This window comes from Pantoea sp. X-Soil-YNGN-775, assembly GCF_059730575.1.
The window spans coordinates 2,304,364-2,330,996 of the sequence record NZ_AP035945.1 but is presented as its reverse complement, the minus strand read 5'-3'; the positions used below and the strand labels follow the sequence as shown (position 1 = coordinate 2,330,996).

The 26,633-nt window shown below is 56.5% G+C and carries 27 protein-coding genes; 15 read left to right on the top strand and 12 right to left on the bottom strand.

Translation table 11 applies throughout. The features are described 5' to 3' along the window. Positions 1–14 precede the first annotated feature (14 nt). The 7 genes from cheR (at position 15) to flhE (ending at position 6,843) form a co-directional block, all read left to right on the top strand. A complete protein-coding gene (gene cheR, locus AC6I8I_RS11020; RefSeq protein ID WP_031376439.1) occupies positions 15–884 on the top strand; it encodes a protein-glutamate O-methyltransferase CheR in 870 nt (289 codons plus the stop codon). Then, entirely contained in the window at positions 884–1,933 is a 1,050-nt protein-coding gene (locus tag AC6I8I_RS11015) for a protein-glutamate methylesterase/protein-glutamine glutaminase (protein ID WP_312057447.1), read from the top strand. The genes cheR and AC6I8I_RS11015 overlap by 1 nt, the downstream gene beginning before the upstream one ends. Positions 1,934–1,972: 39 nt before the next feature. Next, positions 1,973–2,362, top strand: a complete 390-nt coding sequence (gene cheY, locus AC6I8I_RS11010) for a chemotaxis response regulator CheY (protein WP_046288263.1) — start codon at positions 1,973–1,975, stop codon at positions 2,360–2,362. Positions 2,363–2,371: 9 nt separating this feature from the next. Further along, positions 2,372–3,013: a protein phosphatase CheZ gene (gene cheZ / locus AC6I8I_RS11005; protein WP_031376442.1), complete on the top strand. Its 642-nt coding sequence runs from the start codon at positions 2,372–2,374 to the stop codon at positions 3,011–3,013. A gap of 194 nt (positions 3,014–3,207) precedes the next feature. Then, positions 3,208–4,359, top strand: a complete 1,152-nt coding sequence (gene flhB, locus AC6I8I_RS11000) for a flagellar biosynthesis protein FlhB (RefSeq protein WP_312057445.1) — start codon at positions 3,208–3,210, stop codon at positions 4,357–4,359. Beyond that, the gene (gene flhA / locus AC6I8I_RS10995) at positions 4,352–6,451 is read left to right on the top strand and encodes a flagellar biosynthesis protein FlhA (protein WP_312757279.1); all 2,100 of its coding nucleotides are present in this window, start codon (positions 4,352–4,354) and stop codon (positions 6,449–6,451) included. Before flhB ends, flhA begins: the two co-directional genes overlap by 8 nt. Next, on the top strand, positions 6,451–6,843 hold the full coding sequence (flhE, locus tag AC6I8I_RS10990; RefSeq protein ID WP_312057442.1) for a flagellar protein FlhE: 393 nt from the start codon (positions 6,451–6,453) through the stop codon (positions 6,841–6,843). Before flhA ends, flhE begins: the two co-directional genes overlap by 1 nt. An 11-nt stretch (positions 6,844–6,854) precedes the next feature. Here the strand turns inward: flhE and AC6I8I_RS10985 are convergent, their stop codons facing one another. The 4 genes from AC6I8I_RS10985 to AC6I8I_RS10970 form a co-directional block, all read right to left on the bottom strand. Further along, positions 6,855–7,853, bottom strand: coding sequence for an aldo/keto reductase (locus AC6I8I_RS10985; protein ID WP_497828653.1), 999 nt, complete (start codon positions 7,851–7,853; stop codon positions 6,855–6,857). Between the two features lie 252 nt (positions 7,854–8,105). Further along, a complete protein-coding gene (locus AC6I8I_RS10980; RefSeq protein ID WP_312057440.1) occupies positions 8,106–9,032 on the bottom strand; it encodes a LysR family transcriptional regulator in 927 nt (308 codons plus the stop codon). Positions 9,033–9,151: 119 nt separating this feature from the next. Next, positions 9,152–10,882, bottom strand: coding sequence for an arginine--tRNA ligase (gene argS / locus AC6I8I_RS10975; protein WP_497827835.1), 1,731 nt, complete (start codon positions 10,880–10,882; stop codon positions 9,152–9,154). 208 nt (positions 10,883–11,090) lie between these two features. Continuing rightward, on the bottom strand, positions 11,091–11,213 hold the full coding sequence (locus tag AC6I8I_RS10970) for a hypothetical protein (protein WP_009089698.1): 123 nt from the start codon (positions 11,211–11,213) through the stop codon (positions 11,091–11,093). A 314-nt stretch (positions 11,214–11,527) separates the two neighbouring features. Here AC6I8I_RS10970 and AC6I8I_RS10965 point away from each other — a divergent pair, with 314 nt between their 5' ends. Then, positions 11,528–12,088 carry a VOC family protein gene (locus AC6I8I_RS10965; protein ID WP_497827834.1) on the top strand — a complete coding sequence of 187 codons (561 nt, stop codon included), beginning with the start codon at positions 11,528–11,530 and terminating at the stop codon, positions 12,086–12,088. Here AC6I8I_RS10965 and AC6I8I_RS10960 read toward each other — a convergent pair. Continuing rightward, positions 12,085–13,230 carry a MalY/PatB family protein gene (locus tag AC6I8I_RS10960; RefSeq protein WP_497827833.1) on the bottom strand — a complete coding sequence of 382 codons (1,146 nt, stop codon included), beginning with the start codon at positions 13,228–13,230 and terminating at the stop codon, positions 12,085–12,087. The two genes, AC6I8I_RS10965 and AC6I8I_RS10960, sit on opposite strands and share 4 nt — an antisense overlap. A gap of 85 nt (positions 13,231–13,315) precedes the next feature. On the opposite strand from AC6I8I_RS10960, the gene cutC reads away from it, so the two are divergent. Continuing rightward, positions 13,316–14,068: a copper homeostasis protein CutC gene (gene cutC, locus AC6I8I_RS10955; RefSeq protein WP_312757270.1), complete on the top strand. Its 753-nt coding sequence runs from the start codon at positions 13,316–13,318 to the stop codon at positions 14,066–14,068. An 851-nt stretch (positions 14,069–14,919) separates the two neighbouring features. Here the strand turns inward: cutC and AC6I8I_RS10950 are convergent. Beyond that, positions 14,920–15,423 (bottom strand): hypothetical protein, encoded by a 504-nt coding sequence (locus tag AC6I8I_RS10950; protein ID WP_312055720.1) that lies wholly within the window; start codon positions 15,421–15,423, stop codon positions 14,920–14,922. A 719-nt stretch (positions 15,424–16,142) separates the two neighbouring features. After that, positions 16,143–16,547, bottom strand: a complete 405-nt coding sequence (locus AC6I8I_RS10945; protein ID WP_312055721.1) for a DUF421 domain-containing protein — start codon at positions 16,545–16,547, stop codon at positions 16,143–16,145. 264 nt (positions 16,548–16,811) lie between these two features. On the opposite strand from AC6I8I_RS10945, the gene AC6I8I_RS10940 reads away from it, so the two are divergent. Next, a complete protein-coding gene (locus AC6I8I_RS10940; protein ID WP_312055722.1) occupies positions 16,812–17,660 on the top strand; it encodes a hypothetical protein in 849 nt (282 codons plus the stop codon). Positions 17,661–17,693: 33 nt separating this feature from the next. Here AC6I8I_RS10940 and AC6I8I_RS10935 read toward each other — a convergent pair whose 3' ends face one another. Further along, positions 17,694–18,791, bottom strand: coding sequence for a glycerol dehydrogenase (locus AC6I8I_RS10935; protein ID WP_497827832.1), 1,098 nt, complete (start codon positions 18,789–18,791; stop codon positions 17,694–17,696). Positions 18,792–18,928: 137 nt separating this feature from the next. Here AC6I8I_RS10935 and AC6I8I_RS10930 point away from each other — a divergent pair, with 137 nt between their 5' ends. Beyond that, positions 18,929–19,552, top strand: a complete 624-nt coding sequence (locus AC6I8I_RS10930; RefSeq protein WP_312055724.1) for a LysE family translocator — start codon at positions 18,929–18,931, stop codon at positions 19,550–19,552. A gap of 16 nt (positions 19,553–19,568) precedes the next feature. Here AC6I8I_RS10930 and cmoB read toward each other — a convergent pair whose 3' ends face one another. The 4 genes from cmoB to AC6I8I_RS10910 all read right to left on the bottom strand — a co-directional run bounded on the left by cmoB (position 19,569) and on the right by AC6I8I_RS10910 (position 22,629). Then, the gene (gene cmoB, locus AC6I8I_RS10925) at positions 19,569–20,537 is read right to left on the bottom strand and encodes a tRNA 5-methoxyuridine(34)/uridine 5-oxyacetic acid(34) synthase CmoB (RefSeq protein ID WP_031376659.1); all 969 of its coding nucleotides are present in this window, start codon (positions 20,535–20,537) and stop codon (positions 19,569–19,571) included. Beyond that, positions 20,534–21,262, bottom strand: coding sequence for a carboxy-S-adenosyl-L-methionine synthase CmoA (gene cmoA, locus AC6I8I_RS10920; RefSeq protein WP_031376660.1), 729 nt, complete (start codon positions 21,260–21,262; stop codon positions 20,534–20,536). The genes cmoB and cmoA overlap by 4 nt, the downstream gene beginning before the upstream one ends. Positions 21,263–21,343: 81 nt before the next feature. Continuing rightward, positions 21,344–21,739: an MAPEG family protein gene (locus AC6I8I_RS10915; RefSeq protein ID WP_031376661.1), complete on the bottom strand. Its 396-nt coding sequence runs from the start codon at positions 21,737–21,739 to the stop codon at positions 21,344–21,346. A 68-nt stretch (positions 21,740–21,807) separates the two neighbouring features. Then, positions 21,808–22,629 (bottom strand): DUF72 domain-containing protein, encoded by an 822-nt coding sequence (locus AC6I8I_RS10910; protein ID WP_312055725.1) that lies wholly within the window; start codon positions 22,627–22,629, stop codon positions 21,808–21,810. Between the two features lie 220 nt (positions 22,630–22,849). On the opposite strand from AC6I8I_RS10910, the gene aspS reads away from it, so the two are divergent. The 4 genes from aspS (at position 22,850) to ruvC (ending at position 26,603) form a co-directional block, all read left to right on the top strand. Continuing rightward, positions 22,850–24,628, top strand: coding sequence for an aspartate--tRNA ligase (aspS, locus tag AC6I8I_RS10905; protein ID WP_497827831.1), 1,779 nt, complete (start codon positions 22,850–22,852; stop codon positions 24,626–24,628). Then, positions 24,628–25,059, top strand: a complete 432-nt coding sequence (gene nudB, locus AC6I8I_RS10900) for a dihydroneopterin triphosphate diphosphatase (RefSeq protein ID WP_497827830.1) — start codon at positions 24,628–24,630, stop codon at positions 25,057–25,059. Before aspS ends, nudB begins: the two co-directional genes overlap by 1 nt. A gap of 235 nt (positions 25,060–25,294) precedes the next feature. Beyond that, positions 25,295–26,038, top strand: coding sequence for a YebC/PmpR family DNA-binding transcriptional regulator (locus tag AC6I8I_RS10895; protein WP_031377447.1), 744 nt, complete (start codon positions 25,295–25,297; stop codon positions 26,036–26,038). Between the two features lie 37 nt (positions 26,039–26,075). After that, positions 26,076–26,603, top strand: a complete 528-nt coding sequence (ruvC, locus tag AC6I8I_RS10890; RefSeq protein WP_031377446.1) for a crossover junction endodeoxyribonuclease RuvC — start codon at positions 26,076–26,078, stop codon at positions 26,601–26,603. Positions 26,604–26,633: the final 30 nt, after the last annotated feature.

The following is a 26,633-nucleotide window of genomic DNA, read 5'->3' as shown; positions in this document are numbered from 1 at the left end:
GGCCAGGTGCAGAAATGAAAAAATCGACATTCGAGCAAAATGAGACGACAACGCTGCTGTCGCAAATGGTGCAGCGCTTACCGCTCTCGGATACGCATTTCCGTCGCATCAGTCAGCTGATCTATCAGCGTGCCGGTATCGTGCTGGCCGATCACAAGCGCGAGATGGTTTACAACCGTCTGGTTCGTCGTCTGCGTACGCTGAATATTGATGATTTCGGTCGTTACCTCGCGCTGCTGGAACACGATCCTAACAGTGCGGAGTGGCAGGCGTTTATCAATGCCCTGACCACCAACCTGACGGCGTTTTTCCGCGAGGCACACCACTTTCCAATTCTCGCGGAGCATGCCCGCAAGCGCCAGGGGAATTTCAGCGTCTGGAGTACCGCTGCGTCAACCGGTGAAGAACCTTACTCGATCGCCATGACGCTGGCCGAAACGCTGGGTACCGGACCGGGTAAGTTCCAGGTTCATGCCAGCGATATCGACACCCAGGTGCTGGAGAAAGCGGTGGCCGGTGTTTATCGCCAGGAGGAGTTGCGCACGCTGTCACCGGCGCAGCTGCAACGCTTCTTCCTGCGCGGCACCGGTCCTCACGCCGGGATGGTGCGGGTGCGTTCCGAACTGGCCAGCATGGTCAGCTTTGCCCAGCTCAATCTGCTGGCCAATGACTGGGCGCTGCCGGGCCAGTTCGACGCCATTTTCTGCCGCAATGTAATGATCTATTTCGATAAAGAGACGCAGGAGAAAATTCTGCGTCGGTTTGTTCCTCTGCTTAAGCCCGGCGGCATTCTGTTTGCCGGTCACTCCGAGAACTTCAGTCAGATCAGTAAAGAGTTCTGGCTGCGTGGACAAACCGTCTATGGACTGACGAAGGAAAGATGATGAGCAAAATCACCGTGATGTGCGTAGATGACTCTGCGCTGATGCGGCAACTGATGACGGAAATCATCAATAGCCATCCGGATATGGAGATGGTCGCTACGGCGCCCGATCCGTTAGTCGCCCGCGATCTGATTAAGCAGTTTAATCCGCAGGTGCTGACGCTGGATGTTGAAATGCCGCGCATGGATGGCCTCGATTTCCTCGAAAAACTGATGCGTTTACGGCCGATGCCGGTGGTGATGGTCTCCTCGCTGACCGGCAAAGGTTCGGAAATTACCCTGCGGGCGCTGGAGCTGGGCGCGGTGGACTTCGTCACCAAACCCCAGCTCGGCATCCGTGAAGGGATGCTGGCGTACAGCCAGATGATTGGCGACAAGATCCGTGCGGCGGCGCGCGCCCGACTGCACAACCGGGCGGCGATGCCGGTGCCGGTCACGCTGAAGGCAGGTCCGCTGCTGAGTAGTGAGAAGCTGATCGCGATTGGTTCCTCTACCGGCGGCACCGAGGCGATTCGCCATGTGCTGCAGCCGCTGCCTGCGACCAGTCCGGCGCTGCTGATTACCCAGCATATGCCGCCAGGTTTTACCCGCTCCTTTGCCGAGCGTCTGAACAAACTGTGTCAGATCACGGTGAAAGAAGCGGAAGACGGTGAACGTATTCTGCCGGGACACGCTTACATCGCGCCAGGTGCGATGCACATGGAACTGGGACGTAGCGGCGCCAACTATGTGGTGAAACTGAATGAAGGCCCGCCGGTCAACCGGCACAAGCCTTCGGTGGATGTGCTGTTCAAATCGGTGGCGATCAACGCCGGACGAAATGCGGTCGGCGTGATCCTCACCGGCATGGGCAACGACGGCGCGGCCGGGATGCTGGAAATGCATCGGGCCGGCGCCTGGACGATTGCCCAGAACGAAGCCAGCTGTGTGGTATTTGGCATGCCGCGTGAGGCGATTGCCACCGGCGGCGTGAGCGAAGTGGTGGATTTAAGCAACATCAGCCAGCACATGCTGGCGAAAATTAGCGCCGGACAGGCATTGCGTATTTAACAGGCCCGTCCTGCCGGGCGAGACAACACAGGAGTAGATATGGCTGATAAAAACATGCGCTTTTTGGTAGTAGACGACTTCAATACGATGCGTCGTATTGTACGTAACTTACTGAAAGAGCTGGGCTTCAATAACGTAGAAGAAGCAGAAGATGGTGTGGATGCGCTGTCAAAGCTGAAAGCAGGGGGTTTTGACTTCGTCATTTCCGACTGGAATATGCCGAACATGGATGGCCTGCAGCTGCTGCAAACCATTCGTGCCGATGCTGCGATGAGCAGCCTGCCGGTATTGATGGTGACCGCGGAAGCGAAGAAAGAGAACATTATTGCTGCCGCCCAGGCCGGCGCCAGTGGCTACGTAGTGAAACCATTTACTGCTGCGACGCTGGAAGAAAAGCTGGGCAAAATTTTCGAAAAACTGGGCATGTAAGGAGATGTGATGAGCGACCTTCCGAAACCAACTGAGGATGCCTCGGCACACGACATCATTACCCGCATCGGCTCTCTGACGCGTATGCTGCGCGACAGCCTGCGTGAGCTGGGGCTGGATAAAGCCATTGCCGATGCGGCTGAAGCCATTCCTGATGCCCGTGATCGTCTGGATTATGTGGTGCAGATGACGGCGCAGGCCGCCGACCGTGCGTTGAACTGCGTTGAAGCGGCACAACCGCATCAGGATAAGATGGAAGCCGGGGCAACCCAGCTGAAAGGGCGTTGGGACCAATGGTTTGAAAACCCAATTGAACTGGCCGATGCGCGTGAGTTGGTGACGGATACTCGCGAATACCTTGCTGCCGTGCCGGATCACACGTCCTTTACCAACAAGCAGCTGCTTGAAATTATGATGGCGCAGGATTTCCAGGACCTGACCGGTCAGGTGATCAAACGCATGATGGATGTTATCCAGGAAATTGAGCGCCAGCTGTTGATGGTGCTGCTGGAAAACATGCCGGAAGTCAGTGCCGAGAAGCGTCAGGAAGGTACCAGCCTGCTGAACGGTCCGCAGATCCACACCGATGCACCGGGCGTGGTGGCGAACCAGGATCAGGTTGATGACCTGCTGGACAGCTTAGGATTTTAATCGCCCCCGTCAGCCTGCGGGCTGGCGGGATGCGTTGCCGTCCCTTTCTCTCACGGGGCCACCAGACGGTGGGCCCGCTCTGCTTTATCAAACTCATCCGCCAAAGAACGCCTGTTTTTCCCGTTTTATCTGCGCTTTAACCCCAGCCAGTTTTGGCATTCTATGCTCAGAATTCCTGCCAACCGAGGTTTGTCGTGGCTGAAGAAAGCGACGAGGACAAAACAGAATCGCCCACCGCGCACCGACTTGAAAAGGCGCGAGAAGATGGGCAGATCCCGCGTTCGCGCGAACTGACCTCATTACTGATGCTGCTGGCCGGCATCATGATCCTGTGGATGGGCGGCACCATGATGGCGCACCGTCTGGCGGGCATGGTGGCGACCGGTCTGCGTTTTGATCACGGCATGGTGACCGACGACAAAATCATCATCAGCCATATCGGCAGCCTGATTGGCCAGGCGTTAATGGCGCTGCTGCCGCTGATGGGCGGACTGGTGCTGGTGGCGATTGCGGCGCCGATGCTGCTGGGCGGTATTGTGATCAGCGGCAAGTCGATCAAGGTCGATTTCACCAAGCTCAGCCCGCTGGCCGGTTTCAAGCGGATGTTTGCTGGCCAGGCCTGGACGGAGCTGTTCAAAGGCATCCTCAAAACCGTGCTGGTGGGCTGTGTTGCCTGCTGGTACATCTGGGCTCACTGGCCGGAGATGCTGCGGCTGATCAGTGAATCCCCGATCAACGCGCTGGTGCACGGCATGGATATGATTGCCATCTGCTGCACGCTGGTGATGCTGGGTCTGGTGCCGATGGTCGGATACGACGTTTTCTGGCAGCTCTACAGCTATTACAAAAAGCTGCGCATGTCGCGTCAGGAAATCCGCGACGAACACAAGCAGCAGGAGGGCGACCCGCACGTCAAAGGGCGTATCCGCCAGCAGATGCGCGCCGCCGCCCGCCGCCGGATGATGGCCGACGTGCCGAAAGCCGACGTGATCGTCACTAACCCGACGCACTATTCGGTGGCGCTGCAGTACAACGAGAAGAAGATGAGCGCGCCGAAGGTGATTGCCAAGGGCGCGGGCGAGATTGCTCTGCGAATTCGTGAACTGGGTGCCGAACACCGCATTCCGGTTCTGGAAGCACCGCCGCTGGCGCGTGCGCTATACCGACACACTGAAATTGGACAGCACATTCCGGGCGCGCTCTATGCGGCCGTGGCGGAAGTGCTGGCCTGGGTCTGGCAGTCACGCCGCTGGAAGCGCGAAGGCGGCCTGATCCCGGCCAAACCGAAAAACCTGCCGGTCCCGGCAGAGATGGACTTTGCAGGAGAGAGCAAAAACGATGGCTAATAACCTGGCCGCAAAACTACGTTTACCGGGCAACTTTAAAGATATGCAGTGGCAGGTGCTGGCGGGTCCGGTGCTGATCCTGATGATCCTGTCGATGATGGTGCTGCCGTTACCGCCGTTCATCCTTGATCTACTGTTCACCTTTAACATTGCGCTGTCGATCATGGTGCTGCTGGTGGCGATGTTCACCCAGCGAACCCTGGAGTTTGCGGCATTCCCGACCATTCTGCTGTTCTCCACCTTGCTGCGTCTGGCGCTGAACGTCGCCTCGACTCGTATCATCCTGATGGAAGGACATACCGGTGCGGCCGCAGCAGGTCAGGTGGTTGAGGCTTTTGGCCACTTCCTGGTCGGCGGCAACTTTGCTATCGGTATCGTGGTATTCATCATCCTGGTCATCATCAACTTTATGGTTATTACCAAGGGTGCTGGCCGTATCGCCGAAGTGGGCGCGCGCTTTGTGCTTGACGGGATGCCCGGTAAGCAGATGGCGATCGATGCCGACCTCAACGCCGGTTTAATCGGCGAAGATGAAGCTAAACGTCGCCGTTCAGAAGTGACTCAGGAAGCGGACTTCTACGGCTCGATGGACGGTGCCAGTAAGTTCGTCCGCGGTGACGCCATCGCCGGTATCATGATCATGGTGATCAACGTCATCGGCGGCCTGCTGGTCGGCGTGGTGCAACACGGTATGGACGTGGGGCACGCGGCGGAAACCTACACCCTGCTGACCATCGGTGATGGTCTGGTGGCGCAGATCCCGGCGCTGGTGATCTCCACCGCCGCGGGCGTTATCGTCACGCGCGTAGCAACCGATCAGGACGTTGGCGAGCAGATGGTGACCCAGCTGTTCAAAGATCCGCGCGTGCTGATGCTGAGCGCCGGCGTCATCGGCCTGCTCGGGCTGGTGCCGGGCATGCCAAACTTCGTCTTCCTGCTGTTTACCGCCGCCTTACTCGGTCTGGCCTGGTGGCTGCGCGGCCGGGAAATGCAGCCGAACAACAAGAAGTCGGAAGTGTCTCTGGGCAGCATGAGCAAAACCCCGGAAACGCCGGCTACTGCCGAAGCCTCGTGGACCGATGTGCAACTGGAAGATACGCTGGGGATGGAAGTGGGTTACCGCCTGATTCCGATGGTCGATCATCTGCAAAATGGTGAGCTGCTGGGACGTATCCGCAGTATCCGTAAAAAGGTGGCGCAGGATGTCGGCTTCCTGCCGCCGGTGGTGCATATCCGTGACAACATGGAACTGCCGCCGGCGCGCTACCGCATTCTGATGAAAGGGGTCGAAATTGGCAGCGGCGATGCCTATCCGGGCCGCTGGATGGCGATCAACCCGGGCACCGCAGCGGGCAGTTTGCCGGGTGAGGCAACCGTCGATCCGGCATTCGGTCTGGCGGCCGTCTGGATCGACAGCGCCCTCAAAGAGCAGGCGCAAATTCAGGGCTTTACCGTGGTTGAAGCCAGTACCGTGGTGGCAACTCACCTGAATCACCTGATTGGACAATACGCCAGTGAGCTGTTTGGCCGTCAGGAAGCACAGCAGTTGCTGGATCGCGTGACTCAGGAGATGCCGAAGCTGACCGAAGATCTGGTGCCGGGGGTGATCAGCCTGACCACGCTGCACAAGGTGCTGCAAAATCTGCTGGTGGAGCGGGTGTCGATTCGCGATATGCGCACCATTATCGAAACTCTGGCCGAGCATGCGCCGGTACAAAGCGATCCGCAGGAGCTGACCAGCGTGGTGCGCGTGGCGCTGGGTCGTGCCATTACCCAGCAGTGGTTCCCGGGCAATGATGAAGTGCAGGTAATAGGACTGGATGCCACGCTGGAACGCTTGCTGCTGCAGGCATTGCAGGGCGGTGGCGGACTGGAGCCAGGCCTGGCCGATCGGCTGTTAAGCCAGGCGCAGGCGGCGTTGCAGCGTCAGGAAATGCTTGGCGCACCGCCGGTGTTGCTGGTCAATCATCCGCTACGCGCCTTACTGGCTCGCTTCCTGCGCCGCAATTTGCCGCAGCTGGTGGTGCTGTCTAACCTCGAACTGAGTGACAACCGTCAGATTCGCATGACCGCCACCATCGGAGGCAAATAATGCGCTGGATGATGACGTTTGGATTAATGCTGCCGCTGCTGGTTCAGGCAGCTGGTGGCGCGTGGCAGGCCAGCGCCAGTGGTCCACTGCTGGCTAACCGCGGCAGCTGGCAGCGCAGCCAGCCGCTGACGGCACCGGCTAACCTCAGCGGCGAGATCAGCGTGGTTAACTGGCGCTATCAGCTGAGCAAACCGGCCCCGTCCGGACTGGAAGTGCGGTTGTGCGGCGCGCAACGCTGCACTACGCTGGAAGGCGCCAGCGGCACCACCCGTGGCCTGGCGCATCTCAGCGCCGATGAAACGCTGCATATGGTGTTTGGTTTTGCCGGCAGCGGGGCGCTGCCGCCGGGCCTGCGGGTGGTCAGCAGCGAAGTCATGGTGAATTACCAGTAGCGGCGGGCGTATCAGGCATTGACGCCTTTCATCCCTTCGGCTGAATACCTGCCGCCTTTAATCTCTACCTGCTGATGAATCTGGTTCAGTAACGCGACATCAGCCGCCTCCAGTACCACGTCACCGGCCTGCGCATTTTCGGTCAGATAAGCCAGCCGTTTGGTACCCGGAATCGGCACAATCCTTTGATACTGCGCCAGCAGCCACGCCAGCGCAATCTGGCCCACGCTACATTGATACTTCTGGCTTAGCGGCCGCACCACCTCCAGCAACTGCGCGTTATGATCGAGGCTGGCCTGCTGGAAGCGGTCATTATTTTTACGGAAGTCGTCTGCGGCAAAGTCGCTGTTGTTAAGGTATTTGCCGGTCAGAAAACCGCGGCCGAGCGGAGAGTAGGGCACCAGTCCGATATCGAGTTTTTTCACCATTGGCAAAATCTCCGCTTCAATATCCCGGGTCCATAAAGAATATTCTGTCTGCAGCACGGCGACCGGATGAACCGCATGCGCTCGCTGCAGAGTGGCTGCTGACACTTCACACAAACCGATATGTCGAATCTTCCCTTGCTTAACCAGCTGGCTCAGACAGTCCATGCTCTGCTCGATGGGCGTCGACTCGCTGACGCGATGCAGGTAGAACAGATCGATCTGCTCGACGCCCAGCCTTTTCAGCGAGGCGTTGCAGCACTGAATGAGGTAATCGGGCTGATTATTGATGACGCGGGCATAGGCCTGATCGGCAGCCCGCTCAATACCGCATTTGGTGGCGACCTTAATCTGCTGCCGTCTGCGCGTATCCAGCCGGGCAAGGAACTCACCGATTAGCTGCTCATTGTGGCCGCGGCCATACAGGTCTGCGGTGTCGATAAAATTGATATCCAGATCGATGAGAGAATTAAGCAGTTGCAGCGCGCTGCTGTCGTCGGTCTTGCCATAAAATTCACTCAGTCCCATTGCACCATAGCCAATTGCACTGACGTTCAAATCCTGCGTGAGGTTTCGGGTTTTCATCATGTCTCCTGTTAAGTTGACCCGATTATTCCACCGCCTTTTTAGTTAATGAATTCGCATTTTGGTTATCCAGTAAAGGTATCAGCGAGATCGCCACAGCGAGCAGAGCAGGTGAGTTTTATCGAAAAGCAGGAGAGGTTGCGCAAGGGATTCAGGCTGAAGGGGAATCGTCATCAATGCAGGCAAACGCTGCCGGCAGGGTTCACATCCGCAGGATCAGCAGTTGCCATGATGCTTTATCGCAGCCAGGGCTTATTGCGGTGGAAGCGGGTGACAGAGTAAGGCCTGAGCGTCGCGGACCGCCTGACGCTTTTCATCGGCGCGGATCACCGCATACAGATCGATATTTAACTGCTGCGCGGCAGTATCGGTCAGTTCCCGATAACAGAGTCCTTGCTGATTGAAGGTGCATTTAGACTGGGGCAGTAGTGCGAAGCCCTTGCCCCGGGCGATGTGTGACAGCATCACCAGCGAATCGTCAGGCTCTTTGATCCGTTTAAGCGTCACCGGCAACTGTGAAAAGTAGCGTTCGCACTTATCGTAGAACAGCGGGTTAGCACTGCGCGGGAACCAGAAAAGCGGTAAATCGGCGATGTCTGCCAGCGCAACCTGTGATTGCCGGCTGGCCGGATGCAGGGTCGGCAGCGCTACCCGCAGCGGTTCGCGACAGATCCATGCATAGCTTGCCGTCTGGTCTGCATCCGGCCCTTGTTCGCCGGTAATAAGCAGATCGAGGCTGTTTTTTGCCAGGCACTGCAGCAGCTGCGCCGAGCTCAGATCGGGCGTTTCGATCTCATCTTCCCCCTTCAACTGGCGGAGCCGGGCACTGACCGCCTCGATAAAGTCGAAATTCAGCGTCCGCGTCAGGCCGATGCGTAAACGGCCTGGCGTCATGGTGGCGTCAGTTTTCAGTTCGCTGAGTTGTCTGAGGATAGCTTCAGCCTTTAGCATAAGGTCACGTCCGGCGTCGGTCAGGCTGACATCGTGAGTGGTACGGTGAAATAATTGCTGTTCCAGCACCGCTTCAAGGCACTGAATCTGCCGGGTTAACGGCGGCTGGGTCATCCGCAGGCGTTCCGCCGCCCGGCGAAAGTTGAGTTCATGGGCTACCGCAAGGAAACATTGCAGTTGCTTAACGCTGGGAAGATGGGTGCTGATAAGGTGCGCGGGCATACTCATTGCGTCATCCTGCCGATCAAAGGCGGCTGTTTAAGCCTGAATAGCCGATAAAGGACGCAGCCGGATTGGAACTCGGCGCGGAGGCGGACGAGAGCCGTCGCCTCCGCGCCGCCGGGGATTTACATGCGCTCGACGGTATCAATACCGAGCGTATCCAGACCCTGTTTCAGCGTCTTCGCGGTCAGCGCCGCCAGCTGCAAGCGGCTCAGGCGCGTTGCGTCCGATTCGGCGGTCAGGATCGGGCAGTGCTCGTAGAAACCGGAGAACAGACCGGCCAGATCGTACAGATAGGCGCACATCACGTGCGGTGTGCCGTCACGCGCAACCTGGGTGATCACCTCTTCGAACTGCAACAGACGGGTTGCCAGCTGCGCTTCACGTTCTTCGCTGATCACAATCTCTGCATCCAGCGCTGCGGCATCAATGCCCGCTTTACGGAATACCGACAGGACGCGGGTATAGGCGTACTGCATGTAAGGGGCGGTATTACCTTCAAACGCCAGCATGTTATCCCAGTCAAAGATGTAGTCGGTGGTGCGGCTTTTTGACAGATCGGCATACTTCACGGCACTGATGCCCACCACTTCCGCCAGCGTTTTCACTTCCGCTTCGCTCATCTCCGGATTCTTTTCACGCACCAGGCTATAGGCGCGCTGATAGGCTTCATCAAGCAGATCGGCCAGCTTGATGGTGCCGCCGCTGCGGGTTTTGAAAGGACGACCATCTTTGCCCAGCATCATGCCGAACGCGTGGTGCTCCAGCGGGACCGACTCTGGGACATAACCCGCTTTGCGCACAATGGTCCAGGCCTGCATCAGGTGCTGATGCTGACGCGAGTCGATGTAGTAGAGCACCCGATCGGCTTTCAGGGTTTCATAGCGGTATTTAGCACAGGCGATATCAGTGGTGGTATAGAGATAGCCGCCATCCTTTTTCTGGATGATCACGCCCATCGGTTCACCTTCTTTGTTCTGGAACTCATCCAGGAACACCACGGTAGCGCCTTCACTTTCTACCGCTAACCCTTTTTGCTTCAGGTCTGCGACAATGCCTGGCAGCATGTCGTTGTAGAGGCTTTCACCCATCACATCCTTGCGCGTCAGGGTGACATTCATGCGGTCATAAATTTTCTGGTTCTGACTCATGGTAATGTCGACCAGCTTTTTCCACATCTGACGGCAATATTCGTCGCCGCCCTGCAGTTTGACCACGTAGCTGCGTGCGCGCTCGGCAAACGCCGGGTCTTCGTCGTAGGTCCGTTTGGCTTCGCGGTAGAAGGCTTCGAGATCGGCCAGCGCCATTTCGGCGTGATGCTCGTTCTGCTGTTTCTCAAGGAAAGCGATCAGCATACCGAACTGCGTACCCCAGTCGCCGACGTGGTTAGCGCGAATCACCCGATGGCCGAGAAACTCCAGCGTACGGACTGCGGCATCACCGATAATCGTGGAGCGAACATGGCCGACATGCATCTCTTTGGCGACGTTCGGGGCAGAGTAGTCAACCACGATGGTCTGCGGTTCAACCTGCTGTACGCCGAGGCGCGGCAGACTCAGCGCTTCACGGGCGTGGGCCGCCAGCCACTGGTGGTCGAGGAAAATATTGATGAAGCCCGGTCCGGCAATTTCAACTTTACTGGCGATGCCGGTCAGGTCGAGATGCTGAATCACTGCTTCCGCTAATTGTCGCGGTGCTTGCCCCAGCTTTTTCGCCACGGCCATAATACCGTTGGCCTGATAATCACCAAACTGGACCCTGGCGGACTGACGAACCTGCGGTTCGCAATCGGCGGGAGCGCCGGCTAAAACCATTGCCTGACTGACTTTTGCGGAAAGAAGAGACTGAATATTCACCGGGTTACCTTCATGTGCTGAACAACGCCCGAACCTGTTGATCCGAGCCGTCATCATCTTGTCTGGCAGCCTTGCACAACGGCGCAATAGCAATGGATCGCACAGACAAAATGGAAAAAAATGAGGGGAAAAGTATACGTGAAATGTCGGTGGGCGTCAGCAGTTGGATGAAGCGGGGAAACAGAGCCGAAGATGTTTCCCGGTGGCTTTAACGACGTCGCAGATGACGGCGAGGGTTCTTGACGCTTTTATCTTCACGCACCTTCCAATGGCGGGAGATTGCAAATCCCATCAGTGCGATCAGGACAGCGACAACGATGAGCATAGACATAGAGCCATTCCTTTTGGTTGTGTTAGGTCAAATTTATAAGAAACCCGGGATGGCTGCAATTGTTTGGCTGCCAAATAAGAGTTATCTTATTGTATTAAAGAAGGCTAATATTTTCAGTCGTTTAAGGTACTTTCATCAATTAACTCATGGACCTAAAGAGGGGATTAATCCGAATTGAAAGCTGTTCTTATAGGCTTTTGCGCCAATTTTTTGGCTAAATAGGATGAATCTTATGATTTTGTGGCGCGCAAGGCAGAGCAGCCAATAGGTTTTAAAGTTAAAAGTTATTAAACAAATTAAGAGGAATACCCGTTGTGAACAGACCTTTTCCCACAGAATTGGACGATTTAAAGACGGATTTACGACGGTTTGAAGAATCGTTGCAAAATTTTGCTGACAGGCTGGGTTTATCCCTTAACCATCTTGAAGTCGACCACATCGCGCTGCGTTGTCATCAGGACGCGACTGCCGCGCGCTGGCAGCAAGGACTACAGCAGATCGGCCATCTGTTTTCTCAGGCGATGATTAACGGTCGGCCAATATGCCTGTTTAAGCTGCATCAGTCGTTACAGGTGGCGGGTTTAGCGCTGGATGTGGTTGAACTGCCGTGGCCCGGCGAAAAGCGTTACCGTCATGAGGGATGGGAGCACATTGAGGTGGTGTTGCGCGGCGATCATCAGACGCTGGGCGTGCGTGCCATGGCGTTATTATCGGATAACGCGCTGACGCAGCCGGGCATTTCGTTCAAGACCAGCTCGCCGAAGGGCGAGAATGAGCGTCTGCCCAATCCGACCCTGGCGGTAACGGATGGGCAGACGACGATTAAATTTCATCCATGGCGACTGGAGGAGATTGTCGCCAGCGAGCAGGACTAAGGGCGGGCGGCAACGGCGCGCTGTAGTCGGGCGACCGCTTCATCGAGCAGGGCGCGGGTACAGCCAAAGTTGAGGCGAACACACTGGTCGTCGCCAAACTCGCGCCCGGCAGAGAGTCCCAGTCCGTGTTTTTCAAAGTAGAGCGCCGGACTGGCCACGCCGAGGCCGCGCGCATCGATCCAGGCGAGATAGCTCGCCTCCGGTGCCGCCACGGATAAGCCGGGCAGCTTGTTGACCTGCGACACCAGCCAGTCACGGTTGCTGCGCAGGTAAGCATTCTGCGCGCTGAGCCAGGCACTGCCGTCGCGCCAGGCGGCTTCCGCCGCCGCTAAGGCCAGAATATCGACCTCGGGTACGATGCCTCGTCTCATCTTATTAAAGCGGGCGCGCAGTTCAGCGTTGGGAATGACCGCCATCGAGGCGCCCAGACCGGCGATATTAAAGCTTTTGGACGGTGACATCAGCGTAACAGAGCGCTGGGCCGCATCCTCACTCAGGCTGGCGAACGGAATATGCTGCACGCCGGGCTCCAGCAGCAAATCACTGTGGATCTCATCGGAACAGACAATCAGGTCATGCTGCCGGGCAAATTCCAGCTGCGCCTGCAGTTCGTCATGGCGATAGACCGTTCCACCCGGATTTTGCGGATTGCACAGCATCAGCAGCCGCTCTTTACCGGTCATCTGACCGTCGGCCGCCGCCAGATCCAGCAGCCAGCGTCCCTGTTGCAGGCTCAGCGGCAGATTCAGTTGCCCGCGCTCCGCCAGTTTTGCCGCGCTACGGAAGGGCGGATAGATTGGCGTGGGGGCGATGGTCAGTTGATCCGGCGCGGTGAATGCCCGTACTGCCAGATTTAACCCGCTCACCACGCCCGGCAGTACCACGATCCACTCGGGATTAACGTGCCAGTTATAGCGCGAGGCCAGCCATTCAACGGCGCTGTTGATAAAACCAGTGGGCTTATCGCCATAACCAAAAATGCCATGTTCGGCACGGGCTTTTATCGCTTCGATTACGCAATCAGGCGATCGAAAATCGGTATCTGCCACCCACAACGGCAGAATGTCCTGGTCCGCATATTTGTTCCATTTAAGGCTATCGCTGTGACGACGGTCTATCCGTTGGTCGAAATTGAATGCCATAGTTAACTTTCCCGGTAAACTCATTCCAGCAGTCAGACTAACTGATGAATCTGCCTTGAACCAGAGTCATGTAAAGGAGAAAAGAATGACCACACTGGAAATTTGCTGCTATGGCGTGGATTGCGCAGTGACCGCGCAGCAGGCCGGCGCCGATCGGGTTGAACTCTGTGCCGCGCCACGTGAAGGGGGCTTAACCCCGTCTGCCGGCATGCTGAATGCTGCCCGGCGTGAAGTGTCAATTCCGGTTCATCCCATTGTCCGGCCGCGCGGCGGCGACTTTTGCTATACCACACGCGAGTTTGAGGCGATGAAATCTGACGTAGCCCTGATTCGCGAACTTGGCTTCCCGGGCCTGGTGATCGGCATGCTGGACGAAGATGCGCATATCCATCGTGGGCAGATGCGGCAAATCATGGCGCTGTGCGACGGCCTGGCGGTGACCTTTCACCGTGCCTTCGACCTTTGCCATAGTCCGAAACGCACGCTGGAGGAGTTGACCGATCTCGGCGTGGCCCGCATTCTGACTTCCGGTCAGCAGCAGAGTGCGGAGAATGGAATTGCACTGCTGAAGGAACTTAATGAAGTGAGCACGGGTCCTATCATTATGGCAGGTGCCGGTGTTCGTCTGAGTAACCTGCAAAAGTTCCTCGACATGGGAATACGTGAAGTCCACAGCTCGGCAAGCCGGTTAGTCGCTTCGCCGATGCGCTACCGCAAAGCGGGTGTTTCCATGTGTTCTGAAGCCGAAACCGATGAGTTCAGCCGCTATTGCGTTGATGGCGATGTGGTAGAGGCGATGAAAAGCGTGATGCAGATGAGCACCGTCCGGGTGGCCTGAATCACTTCCGATTTTGCCGCGCAGCACGCCGATCATTGACGTGATGTTTGCAAGTACCAAACCCCAGTATGCTTGCTGGGGTTCTTTTTATCTAAAACAAAGGGTTATTCCCGAAAGTGCCAGTGGCATCATCTGAATCTGAATCTGAATCTGAATCTGAATCTGAATCTGAATCTGAATCTGAACAGAGAACGATGCGCTTATCATTGATACCTTCATATAAACAGACTGATGCAAAAGCATCCTGACGAACACGCTTTGCAGGTAGACTAACTCAAAGACATCGGAAAGTGGACGCCGGGCAGAAAGCTGAAGCCATCGCAGGAGATGATCCAGATAAACTTTCAGATGGCCGAAGAGTTTATTGATGGCTGCATGGCAAGGCTGGATGTACGCTTAGAAATGGATAACCGGAACTGAGAAAGGCCCTATGCTGGGCCCTTTAATATTAAGGTAATAGCAAGCCGAAAATAACAAACATGAAAAATCTGGCCTGGTTTCAGCTATTGTGTATCCGCATTGAGGTTCATGACAAAGTGGGTGGCAGGTGAAAGAACATCCCTGAAGAGTTCTTGTGCCTGATAATCAAGCCTGGCAGGGCGTTCTACTACACAATATTGCTCACGTAATCATCATTTAAAATTTCTTCCGGCCGGTGCGCTGGTGGTTTCTATTGATGACCGTTCAGCTAAAGCGGTGGCGATTTCAGACTTTGTCGTAGTTATTCGACACCACGCCACTAGCGGAATCCTGGCGGCTAAGAAAGATTAAGACACCGATGCCAACTGGCAAATTTTAAGGCGTAGTGCTGATGGCTGCCATCATAAAAATACAGCAGCCGATATAAAGCGTTAAGCGGCTCTATTTTTCGGATAGCCAGAATTCATCAGAGCTTCAACCAGTGGCATATATGTAGATGATTTATCTTCATCATCAAATTGCTGATAACCCGCTTTCGCACCTTCAATATAATGAGCGCCGGACATAAACGGATCACTACCTGTTTTCATGGCATCCTGAGCCGCGATAAATATTGCGAAGGCTGTTTTCTGTTGCTTTGGTGAAAAATGAGTCTCAATGAACAGAGCAACGATATCAAAATCTGTATGTGGTTCATTCAGAATCTGACGACTCGCATAATCGAGTGTTCCAACCATGTAGCCAACGACCCACGGAGTAACTACTTCGCGATTTGCAATTAAGCCGCGTTCGGTAACAGATGTACAGAGCAAAAGCTGGGATAGTACGACTTCATGAGCGATCTTAATAACCTTCACCTCTCCTTCAGTAAAGCGGCGATTTTTGCTTACTGCTGAGGGTTGCCTGAAGAGTTTATTGGAAATCCATTTGAACATAATTAAGCCTATTCATTAAAACTACCTACGTTGAAAAGCTAATGTTAACAATTTAGCTAATGATAACTCAATATCGATCTGTTAATGGTTGGTGGCGAAAGGTTTGTTTTGTAGTGGAAGGAGCAAAAGATTTTGTCGTTTGAACGCAAAATCTCGCGCACTCTAACGCACAGAAAATATTTCCTTTTGCAGAAAGTAAACATGTTTACAGCCCAGAAACGAAAATTCGCGCGGTCGCTTATTTCCGGTATTTCGAAAAAGGAGCGGCGATAAAGGGTGGGCGCTCGGCCCACACCGTACCCTTCAAGGGGGCGCAACCTGCTAATCACCTGGCGCCATCGCTTTTATTAGTTTCAACAAGGAAAAATTAAGTTGACGACCATGACGACGCTCGGAAAAAAGTTAATACCTGGCGGTAAAAATGAATCCGAATCAGTCCCTAAAAATTTGCTAAAAGAAGGACGCTAAACCAGATGCAGCAAACCCGGTTGCCAGCAAATTTTCAAAATGGCGCTACGCAGCGTTGGTTGTGAGTAACGGCATATAAAATGTCTTACTGGCCTGCCGGATACACTGAAAGGCCAAAAGGCAGGTTGACGCCCCAGTTTTTGGCGTCCGACTGCCTGGCGAACGTCTTCTTTTTTTACCTGCGCTTATTTTTAACACCAACTGTGCAACGATATCTAATCTCTCCTGTGCAGGTCTTCTGTTTCTCTATGCTATAGAAAGCCATTCCTGGTTACTCGCTGTGGGTTGTCAGGGGGTCCTGCAGGGGGACCTGACCATGCAAAAGAACGCAGTTCCGAGAATGCCCGATCGCGCGAAAATTCAGCGTGGTGCAGATGCTCCAGCGCCAGCCGTCCATCTATCACCAGCAGCGGTGGCAACAGCCCGCGCTTGTCATCCAGCAACGGGACGCCCATGGTACCGGCCAGAGTAACCACCGCGGACAGTTCGAACAGCGTATATTGTGAAGCGACGCGACGACCCAGCAGGCGTAATGCGATAATAATCAGCACAAAGCAGATCACTGCACGCCCAATAACCTCCAGCAGAAACGTCGGTGGATTCTGACCAAAAACCAGACGTGCAATGTCGGATAACACGATTTCATCCTGCTTCATGACTCACCGTACCCCTATTGACGACTTTCAGAGTGAAAAAGTATATCGCGTGGAAATCATTCTGCCGCACGGTCAACCGGCCTGCAGCCCTTGTGCCGTCTGGCTTAAGTCCTGAAAGCCCGCCATTACCGGTATCAGTATCGGCAGCAGCGGCTGCTGCCAGCGCAAGAGGCGGTGCGGGCTGCCAGCTGAAATTTTTGCCGCACGCCGCCATTCGCCGCCGCAGCGTTTACACTTAACTCAATGTTGTCTGGAACTTACCTTATGAAATGCGAACCGAGTGTTGCCGTAAGCCTGTTACTGGCTGGTTTGATTACTCCGTGGGTGGCGGCCAGCCAGTGCGGCCCGCACAGTGGTGCTATTGCCAGCAGTAATAATTGGATCCTGCTGGGCGGCAGCGCTAAAGGCGCGGTTAAGCAGGTGATTGCCGGAGAGTTTGGCAAAGACGTTAATTCGCAAAAGCGGGTGCTGGGTCAGTTCGATGCCTGCGGCGATCTGCTGGTGGCCGATGTCACTTACGACAAGAATGAGCGCAACGTGATCCTCAGTATGGAGCAGCACATTGCCCGGGTGCAGGGCGGCTGGGTGGCGGAATATGCCTGGCTGGTGAAGGTGCTGAAAGAGGGAAAAGAGGTGGTGGTCGATAACCGGCAGGGGACAATCAACTGGCAGAAGGGCAAGAACGGCAACATCACCAGCGCCTCGGATAAATTTACCAGCATGGGCACCCGCGGCTTTACGGACACCACCTATCGTTACGATCCGCAGTTCCGGCTGCAAAAGAGCGTAGCGCGCGGCAGCGATCAGCTGACCAACGGCGAGTCTCACTACCGCTGGAATCCGCAGGGACTGGTGACCCGTACCACCTCAACCCGCAGCACCGATAGCTACACCTACGACAATCAGTGGCGGGAACTGCGCCTGAACGGCACCGCGACCACGCCGCTGAGTACCATACGCACCGTCGATGAATGCCAGTCGTGGGATCAGGTTGGCAACTGTACCCTGAGCTACCTGCACGAAACCGAAGTGTTTACCCGCGGCACCATTGAGCGTCATCTCAGCTCAGCCTATAAATATGAGTACTGGGACCAGCCGGTAGCAGAAGAGTAGCGGGCGATCGCGCTATCAATCGCCCGCCGGACGTTATTCGACCGTCTTACTAAACGCATCCAGCGCCAGCAGGGCGTTGGCAATATCTTCCGGCGACAGGTTCGGGTTCAGGTTCTTCAGCGTATCCCCCTCGCTGTTAGCCAGCGCGCCTATTTTGACCAGGTTTTCCCAGCTCTCATTCTCCAGATGCAGCTCCTTCAGGGTGGTCGGCATGTTGATGGCGCGATAGAAACGAATGTAGCGCGCAATTTCGTCGTCCGGACGGCGCTCCAGCACCATCTGGGTCAGCGTACCGTAAGCGACTTTTTCACCGTGCGTCAGGTGATGGATATCGCCATCAATCGCGGTAAAGCCATTGTGGATGGCATGAGCCGCCGCCAGCCCGCCATTTTCGAAGCCCAGACCGGAGAGCAGGGTGTTGGCCTCTACCACCGCCTCGACCGCTGGCGTGACCCGTTTTTTGCTTACCGCCACGAAGGCGCTGTAGCCCCAGGTCAGCAGCGTCTCTTCACAGGCGCGGGCAATCGCCAGACCGGCGAGGGTAGGATCACCGTTTACCATCGATTTAGCGTGTGAACGGGCCACCGCCTGCGCTTCGACCCAGGTTGCCAGGCCATCGGCGATACCGGACGCAAACAGCCGCGCCGGCGCGCTGGCACACACCGCGGTATCCACCAGCACCAGGTCCGGATTTTTACTGTAAAAACGGTAGCTCTCAAACACGCCGCTGTCGGTATAGATCACCGATAGCGCGCTGCAGGGCGCATCCGTTGAGGCAATAGTTGGCACGATCGCCACCGGCTGTTTCAGCTCATCCGCCACTGCCTTTACCGTATCCAGCGTTTTACCGCCGCCCAGCCCGACCACCACATTACAGCCCTGATTTTTCGCCAGCTGGCTCAGTCGGCTAATTTCATTGCTGGAGGCTTCGCCATTAAACTGCTGCCAGTTAAACTTTACGTCCGCCGTTTGCAGTGCCTGCTGCGTGCGCTCGCCAATCAGGTTCCAGACAATTTCATCCGCCACCAGAAAAGCGTTGTCGCCCAGTTCGGCGATGTAAGGCCCCAGCTCATCCAGTACGCCAGCGCCCTGCACATATTTACGGGGTGAAGAGAAGATAAATTTACTCATAATCACAACTCCTTAATATGAAGATAAACCGCTGTTAGCCTGGCACAAAGTCGGCAGATGGGCGGCGTATTGTCGAATGAGATGCCGCTGCAAGCCTGTTAAGCTAAGGCCAGCCCGCCATCTTCCAGGAGATCCTGATGAGCACCACGCTGTTTTCTTTTCTGTTTGCGATTACTGTTCTGACCCTGACGCCGGGCTTTGATACCGCGCTGGTGTTGCGCTCGGCGGTGGCCCAGGGCGCGAAGCGCGCCAGCGTAACGGCGCTGGGCGTGACGCTCGGGTGCCTGGTGTGGGGCGTCGCGGTGGGATTCGGGTTAGGCGCGCTGCTGCTGGCGTCTGAAATGGCCTACAACCTGCTGAAGTGGCTGGGCGCAGCGTGGTTACTTTATCTGGGACTGAAACTGCTGCTGAAACCGCGTCAGCAGCCGATGATTCAGAGCGGGCAACCGCTGCTGCAACAGGGCTATCTTGCCTGCTTCAGCCGCGGTTTGCTGGGCAACCTGCTGAATCCAAAAGTGGGGATCTTTTATGTCAGCTTTCTGCCGCAGTTTATTCCGGCCGGGGCGTCGGTGGCGCTGTGGTGTAGCCTGATGGCGCTGACGCACATGCTGCTGGGACTGGTGTGGAATGCGGTGCTGATTGGCGGCAGCCACTATTTCGCCCGCCATCTGCGCCAGCCACGGGTGCTGAAAGTGATGGATCGCCTGACCGGCTGTGTGTTCATTGGCTTTGCGGCGAAACTGGCTTTGTCCCGCCGCTAAGCTTGAGGGAAGGGGCTTAAGGTTTGGTGGCAACCAGCACCGCGCGCAGCGGGGCGGGATAACCTTCGACCGTTTTGCTGGCGTCGTCAGGATCGAGGAACTCGGCCAGCGATTCACTGGTCATCCAGTCGGTACGACGCTGCTCTTCGGTAGTGGTGCGGGCGAAATCGACGATGCGGACATCGACAAAACCGCTCTTCTCCAGCCAGCTTTTCAGCGCCTCGGCCGACGGAATAAAGAACACGTTGCGCATCTGCGCATAGCGTTCACCGGGCACCAGCACCTGATTCACATCACCTTCGATCACCAGCGTTTCCAGCACCAGTTCGCCGCCGCTCACCAGCTGATTTTTTAGCTGCAGCAGATGGTCGAGCGGGGAACGACGATGGTAGAGCACGCCCATTGAAAACACGGTGTCGAACGCCTGCAGCGCCGGCAGCTGCTCGATGCCGAGCGGCAACAGATGGGCGCGGCGATCGTCATTCAGCAGCTTGCGCACCGCCTCAAACTGGCAGAGAAACAGCTGCATCGGATCGATACCGACTACCAGATGCGCACCGGCGCCGATCATCCGCCACATGTGGTAACCGCTGCCGCAGCCGACATCCAGCACCGTCCGACCCGCCAGCGAGGAGATATGCGGCAACACGCGATCCCATTTCCAGTCGGAGCGCCATTCAGTATTGATTTCGGTGCCGTAGAGTGAATAAGGCCCTTTGCGCCACGGCATCAGATTGCGCAGCAGTTTCTCAATGCCCTGACGGTGGCGATCGCTGATGTCATCGCGGTCAGCACTGACGCTGTGTAACAGGTCAAGCCGCTGCGGTTCGAGCAGCGGCAGATATTCCAGCGACTTATACCAGTCGCGGAAGTGTCCATGCAGGTTTTCCCGTTGCCATTCGCTGATTTGCGCCGGCAACACTTCCAGCCACTTCGCCAGCGGACCGACGGCAATTTGCTGATAAAAACGGCCAAAGTCGATCATTTCAATGCCACCAGAGAACCAAAGTTAAAGCACTGGAACCAGAGTTCGGCGTGCGAGAAACCGGCCTGTTTCAGGCGGGCTTTGTGTGCTTCTACGCTGTCGGTCAGCATCACATTTTCCAGCATGCTGCGCTTCTGGCTGATCTCCAGTTCGCTGTAGCCATTGGCGCGCTTGAAGTCATGGTGCATGTTAAACAACAGTTCACCGACCTCGGCATCTTCAAAGCTGAATTTCTCCGACAGCACCAGCGCACCGCCAGGCTTCAGCCCGTGCCAGATCTTCTCCAGCAGCGCTAGCCGCGCCGGCGGCTCAAGAAATTGCAGCGTGAAGTTGAGCACCACCAGCGAGGCGTTTTCAATCGCAATATCGCGGATATCCGCTTCCAGCACCGTTACCGGCGTGTCAGCGCGAAAGGCATCAATGTGACGACGGCAGCGCTCAACCATGGCCGGGGAGTTATCCACCGCAATGATCTGGCAGCCGGGCACCTGAATATTGCGGCGCACCGAGAGGGTGGCCGCGCCGAGTGAGCAGCCGAGGTCATAAACCTGACTGTCGGGCGTCACAAAACGTTCTGCCAGCATGCCAATCATCGAGATGATGTTGGAATAGCCCGGCACCGAGCGCTGAATCATGTCGGGAAAGACTTCAGCTACGCGCTCGTCAAAAGTCCAGTCGCCCAGTTTTGCAATGGGCGCTGAGAAGAGTTGATCGCGGTCAGACATATCGAAAATCCGAAGAGACGACGGAAAGGGCGCTATTCTGGCAGAAAGTGGGGCGGGCTGCACCCCTTAACCCGGCAACACTCAGTGTAGCGTCACCACCAGTTCCCATGGCAGATAGATCAGGTTAAAAATCACCATGCCGCACAACGAAAACAGCGTCAGCAGCATGCCATATTTGCGGCCCGGCATGGCGCTGTGCCGCAGACCCCAGGCGTGCAGCAGGCGGCTGATAAAGAACAGCAGGGCGGTGAGGTGCACCATCCAGATATCGGCACCGTTCATCTCCATCATCACCAGCAACAGCAAGGCCAGCGGGATGGTTTCGATGGCGTTGCCGTGAATGCGTATCGCCATTTTCAGATCATGATAACCGCCATCGCCGTACGCCACCCGATAGAAACGGCGGTAACGCACCACATCCAGCGTAAACTTCATGACCAGCAACGCACCCCACACCACGTATAACGCGCTAACCATTGTGACTCCATCAGCATCAGTAAGGCGGCTATTCTAACCAGCGCGCAGGGCGCTGTCCTGTCCACTGATTAAAACAGTGATTCCTGCTGCGGCCAGTCAGGACCGCTGCCAATCCGCGCATCAATCTGTTGCAGCTGCGGCCATAGCGCCTGCACCAGTGGAAATACCTGGCCCATATCCGGGGTGTGCAGAAACAGCATTGCGTCGCCCTGTTGCAGCCATTCAGTTAACTTTGCCCGCCAGATCTGAAACAGCGGCACGCTCTCCTCAACGCTGTCGCTGCCGATAAACCGCACCATCGGCTGCGAGCCGGTACGCACAGCATGCGGCGGCACCCGGGGCTTCTGCGCGCGTGCCGCCAGCGCCGCCGGGTTTTGCGAGGTTGAGGCGTGGACCGGGCGGCTGTCCAGCACCACCCGGTTAACGCCGCGCGCCAGCAGGCCGCGATTCAGCGCCCGCTCGGCTTCACCTTTAGCAAAAAACGCCGCGTGACGCACTTCGACCCCATATTCGAAACGCGCCGGCAGGCTGTCCAGAAAGCGCCAGAGATCGTTAAGCTGCGCCGGCGAAAAGGTGGCAGGCAGCTGCAGCCAGTACTGACCAATACGATCGGCCAGCGGCTCCATCAGTCGCAGAAAGTCGGTCAGCAGATCGTCGCTGTGCTGCAGCGCCGCCTGATGACTGATGGTATTGGGAAACTTAAAGCAGAAGCGAAAGTCGTCGTGGGTCATCTCCCGCCAGCGCAGCACGGTGTCGGGCGACGGCAGCGCGTACAGTGTGGTATTGCCTTCGACGCAGTGAAAATAGCGGGCATAATCCGCCAGGCTCTCAATGCCCCAGCGCTTCCAGTGCGAATGCTGCCACTGGGGCAGGCCGATACGAAGTGTCACACCCTCTCTCCTGGCTCTGAGTTACGATTTGCGATTATCCTCTAAGGTCACGCCCCGGTGCAAACAGGGCCGCTGCCGATGAAATCGCCGCTTTGGCGCGGCTCTACTTATCCTGTTTGCCTTTTTCCATTATAATGACCGCCATTTTTGCGACAGCATCGCATCAGGTTACGCGGCCGGATGCTGTCAGCTGCAGCGGCGAAGTTAAAAGGATAGTGTTATGCGTACAGAATATTGCGGACAGCTCAATCTGTCTCATGTGGGTCAGCAAGTCACTCTTTGCGGCTGGGTAAACCGCCGTCGCGATCTGGGAAGCCTGATTTTTATCGATATGCGCGACCGTGAAGGCATCGTGCAGGTATTTTTTGATCCCGATCGTCAGGACGCGTTTAAGCTGGCTTCTGAACTGCGTAACGAATTCTGTATCCAGATCACCGGTACCGTGCGTGCCCGTGACGATAAGAATAAAAACAGCGAGATGGCGACCGGCGAAGTCGAAGTATTTGCCCATGCGCTGAACATCATCAACCGTTCTGAACCGCTGCCGCTGGATGCTAACCAGAACAACAGCGAAGAAGCGCGCCTGAAATATCGCTATCTGGACCTGCGTCGTCCGGAGATGGTGACCCGCCTGAAAACCCGCGCGAAAATCACCAGCTTCGTGCGCCGTTTTATGGACGATGAAGGGTTCCTCGATATCGAAACCCCGATGCTGACCAAAGCCACGCCAGAAGGCGCGCGCGACTATCTGGTGCCAAGCCGGGTTCATAAAGGCAAGTTCTATGCGCTGCCTCAGTCGCCACAGCTGTTCAAACAGCTGCTGATGATGTCGGGCTTCGATCGCTACTACCAGATTGTTAAATGCTTCCGTGACGAAGATTTGCGTGCTGACCGTCAGCCCGAATTTACCCAGATCGACGTTGAAACCTCCTTCATGACCGCGCCGCAGGTGCGTGAGGTGATGGAGCGATTAATCCGTAATCTGTGGCAGGAGGTGCAGGGTATCGATCTCGGTGAGTTCCCGCAGATGACCTTTGCCGAAGCGATGCACCGTTACGGCTCCGATAAGCCCGACCTGCGTAACCCGATGGAGCTGGTGGACGTTGGCGATCTGCTGAAAAATGTCGAATTCCAGGTCTTCGCGGGTCCGGCGAACGATGCCAAAGGCCGCGTGGCGGCACTGCGCGTGCCGGGCGGCGCGCAGCTGAGCCGTAAGCAGATTGATGAATACGGCAAGTTCGTTGAGATTTATGGCGCTAAAGGTCTGGCGTGGATGAAAGTCAACCAGCGTGCTGATGGGCTTGAGGGTGTACAGAGTCCGGTCGCGAAGTTCCTGAATGCAGAAATCGTGGAAGGCATTCTGAGCCGTACCGGTGCGCAGGATGGCGACATCATCTTCTTTGGTGCCGATCGCGCTAAAGTGGTGGCCGATGCGCTGGGTGCGCTGCGTCTCAAAGTGGGCCGCGATCTGAGCATCACCGACGAGAAAGCCTGGGCCCCGCTGTGGGTAATCGACTTCCCGATGTTCGAAGAGGACGAAGAGGGCGGCCTGGCGGCGATGCACCATCCGTTCACCGCACCGAAAGAGATGAGCGCCGATGAGCTGGCGGCCGATCCGACCCGTGCAGTGGCTAACGCCTATGACATGGTGATCAACGGCTATGAGGTCGGCGGCGGCTCGGTGCGTATCCACAACGGCAAAATGCAGCAGACGGTGTTCAGCATTCTGGGTATTGAAGAGCATGAGCAGCGCGAGAAGTTTGGCTTCCTGCTGGATGCGCTGAAGTTCGGAACGCCGCCACACGCGGGCCTGGCGTTTGGTCTGGATCGTCTGACCATGCTGCTGACCGGTACTGATAACATTCGTGACGTGATTGCGTTCCCGAAAACTACCGCTGCGGCCTGCCTGATGACCGAAGCCCCAAGCGAAGCGAATCCCGCCTCGCTGCTGGAGTTGGGCATTCAGGTGGTAAAAAAAGAAAAGCCTGAGACTAAATAATGGGCTATAAACATCCGGTTTCAGTGCTGGTGGTCATTGTGGCGCGCGACACTGGCCGGGTGTTAATGCTGCAGCGACAGGACGATCCGGCCTTCTGGCAGTCGGTGACCGGCAGCCTGGAGGCGGATGAGACGCCGCTGGCCGCTGCCCGGCGTGAAGTGGGCGAGGAGTTGGGCATCGACGTGCTGGCGGAACGGCTGGAGGTGGAAGATTGTCAGCGTCAGATCGACTTTGAAATCTTTCCGCACTATCGCCATCGCTACGCACCCGGTGTCACCCATAATCACGAACACTGGTTCCGGCTGTGGTTGCCGGCAGAGCGGGCAATTGCGCTGACCGAGCATCTGGCGTTTCGCTGGCTGGTACCGGCAGAGGCGGCTGCGCTCACCAAGTCCTGGAGTAACCGCCAGGCGATTGAAGAATTTACCTGAATCGCTGCTGCCGCGCATTTTTCCGGCGGCGAATCGATTAAATTTATGAATCTGGTGAGTTTTAACAGGACTACACCAACGTATTGAACAGTCAGGCGTAATCGGCGCCGTGAGGTTGTTCACCGCCAGCGCGACGTAGCCCGCGTACTGTGGTACGTGAGTTGCGAGCACGACCAGCGGAACAAGCCCGGCGGCAGGATAGCCTGCACCATGCTAAGTTCGGAGAAAAAGTAACATGGCAGGACATAGTAAGTGGGCAAATACCAAGCACCGTAAAGCGGCACAGGACGCGAAGCGGGGCAAAATTTTCACCAAGATCATCCGTGAACTGGTGACGGCAGCCAAACTGGGCGGCGGCGATCCGGGTTCCAACCCACGCCTGCGTGCCGCAATGGACAAAGCGCTGTCTAACAACATGACGCGTGAAACCATGGATCGCGCCATCGCGCGCGGCGTCGGCGGTGATGACAACGCCAACATGGAAACCATCATCTATGAAGGCTACGGTCCGGGCGGCTCTGCCATCATGATCGAATGCCTTAGCGACAACCGCAACCGTACCGTAGGCGAAGTGCGTCACGCCTTCACCAAAACCGGCGGTAACCTCGGTACCGACGGCTCTGTTGCCTACCTGTTCAGCAAAAAAGGGGTGATCTCTTATGCGCCGGGTCAGGATGAAGATGCAGTGATGGAAGCGGCGCTGGAAGCCGGAGCTGAAGATGTGGTCAGCTACGACGATGGCGCGATTGACGTTTTCACCGCCTGGGAAGAGATGGGCGCGGTGCGTGATGCGCTGGAAGCGGTCGGCCTGAAAGCGGATACCGCTGAAGTGTCGATGATCCCGTCTACCAAAGCGGAGATGGATGCGGAAACGGCACCGAAACTGCTGCGTCTGATCGACATGCTGGAAGATTGTGACGATGTGCAGGAGGTTTATCACAACGGTGAGATCTCCGACGAGGTGGCGGAAACGCTGTAATGGCGCTGACCCGCAACCCCTTAACCGGAGAGGCTTAATGTCGATCATTCTGGGTATCGATCCCGGTTCGCGCATCACCGGTTATGGTGTCATTCGTCAGACCGGCCGCCAGCTCACCTATCTGGGCAGCGGCTGTATCCGCACTAACACCACTGAGCTGCCCGCCCGTCTGAAGTTAATTTATGCGGGCGTCTGCGAGATCATCACCCAGTTTTCGCCCGATTACTTCGCCATCGAACAGGTGTTCATGGCGAAGAACGCGGATTCCGCGCTGAAACTGGGCCAGGCGCGTGGCGCGGCCATTGTCGCCGCGGTTAATCACGATTTGCCGGTGTTTGAGTACGCCGCGCGTCAGGTTAAACAGACGGTAGTCGGGATTGGCAGCGCCGAAAAAAGTCAGGTGCAGCACATGGTGCGCACCCTGCTGAAGCTGCCGGCCAACCCGCAGGCCGATGCTGCCGATGCGCTGGCAATCGCCATTACCCATTGCCACGTGTCGCAGAATGCCGCACGGATGAGCGACAGCAAGCTGGTGCTGACCCGTGGACGTTTACGTTCAGGTTAGCCGCGCTGTCGCTGGCACACGCACAGGCTG

What these genes read in the sequence shown, in the direction of transcription:
- nudB (WP_497827830.1), top strand. Translation starts at nt 24,628, where the DNA reads ATGGGCTATAAACATCCGGTTTCAGTGCTGGTGGTCATTGTGGCGCGC.
- AC6I8I_RS10950 (WP_312055720.1), bottom strand. Translation starts at nt 15,423, where the DNA reads ATGTTCAAATGGATTTCCAATAAACTCTTCAGGCAACCCTCAGCAGTA.
- AC6I8I_RS10895 (WP_031377447.1), top strand. Translation starts at nt 25,295, where the DNA reads ATGGCAGGACATAGTAAGTGGGCAAATACCAAGCACCGTAAAGCGGCA.
- cutC (WP_312757270.1), top strand. Translation starts at nt 13,316, where the DNA reads ATGACCACACTGGAAATTTGCTGCTATGGCGTGGATTGCGCAGTGACC.
- aspS (WP_497827831.1), top strand. Translation starts at nt 22,850, where the DNA reads ATGCGTACAGAATATTGCGGACAGCTCAATCTGTCTCATGTGGGTCAG.
- AC6I8I_RS10970 (WP_009089698.1), bottom strand. Translation starts at nt 11,213, where the DNA reads ATGTCTATGCTCATCGTTGTCGCTGTCCTGATCGCACTGATGGGATTT.
- AC6I8I_RS10940 (WP_312055722.1), top strand. Translation starts at nt 16,812, where the DNA reads ATGAAATGCGAACCGAGTGTTGCCGTAAGCCTGTTACTGGCTGGTTTG.
- AC6I8I_RS10915 (WP_031376661.1), bottom strand. Translation starts at nt 21,739, where the DNA reads ATGGTTAGCGCGTTATACGTGGTGTGGGGTGCGTTGCTGGTCATGAAG.
- AC6I8I_RS10945 (WP_312055721.1), bottom strand. Translation starts at nt 16,547, where the DNA reads ATGAAGCAGGATGAAATCGTGTTATCCGACATTGCACGTCTGGTTTTT.
- AC6I8I_RS10960 (WP_497827833.1), bottom strand. Translation starts at nt 13,230, where the DNA reads ATGGCATTCAATTTCGACCAACGGATAGACCGTCGTCACAGCGATAGC.
- AC6I8I_RS10985 (WP_497828653.1), bottom strand. Translation starts at nt 7,853, where the DNA reads ATGAAAACCCGAAACCTCACGCAGGATTTGAACGTCAGTGCAATTGGC.
- AC6I8I_RS11015 (WP_312057447.1), top strand. Translation starts at nt 884, where the DNA reads ATGAGCAAAATCACCGTGATGTGCGTAGATGACTCTGCGCTGATGCGG.
- cheY (WP_046288263.1), top strand. Translation starts at nt 1,973, where the DNA reads ATGGCTGATAAAAACATGCGCTTTTTGGTAGTAGACGACTTCAATACG.
- flhE (WP_312057442.1), top strand. Translation starts at nt 6,451, where the DNA reads ATGCGCTGGATGATGACGTTTGGATTAATGCTGCCGCTGCTGGTTCAG.
- AC6I8I_RS10935 (WP_497827832.1), bottom strand. Translation starts at nt 18,791, where the DNA reads ATGAGTAAATTTATCTTCTCTTCACCCCGTAAATATGTGCAGGGCGCT.
- flhA (WP_312757279.1), top strand. Translation starts at nt 4,352, where the DNA reads ATGGCTAATAACCTGGCCGCAAAACTACGTTTACCGGGCAACTTTAAA.
- cheZ (WP_031376442.1), top strand. Translation starts at nt 2,372, where the DNA reads ATGAGCGACCTTCCGAAACCAACTGAGGATGCCTCGGCACACGACATC.
- cmoB (WP_031376659.1), bottom strand. Translation starts at nt 20,537, where the DNA reads ATGATCGACTTTGGCCGTTTTTATCAGCAAATTGCCGTCGGTCCGCTG.
- AC6I8I_RS10930 (WP_312055724.1), top strand. Translation starts at nt 18,929, where the DNA reads ATGAGCACCACGCTGTTTTCTTTTCTGTTTGCGATTACTGTTCTGACC.
- cheR (WP_031376439.1), top strand. Translation starts at nt 15, where the DNA reads ATGAAAAAATCGACATTCGAGCAAAATGAGACGACAACGCTGCTGTCG.
- ruvC (WP_031377446.1), top strand. Translation starts at nt 26,076, where the DNA reads ATGTCGATCATTCTGGGTATCGATCCCGGTTCGCGCATCACCGGTTAT.
- cmoA (WP_031376660.1), bottom strand. Translation starts at nt 21,262, where the DNA reads ATGTCTGACCGCGATCAACTCTTCTCAGCGCCCATTGCAAAACTGGGC.
- AC6I8I_RS10980 (WP_312057440.1), bottom strand. Translation starts at nt 9,032, where the DNA reads ATGAGTATGCCCGCGCACCTTATCAGCACCCATCTTCCCAGCGTTAAG.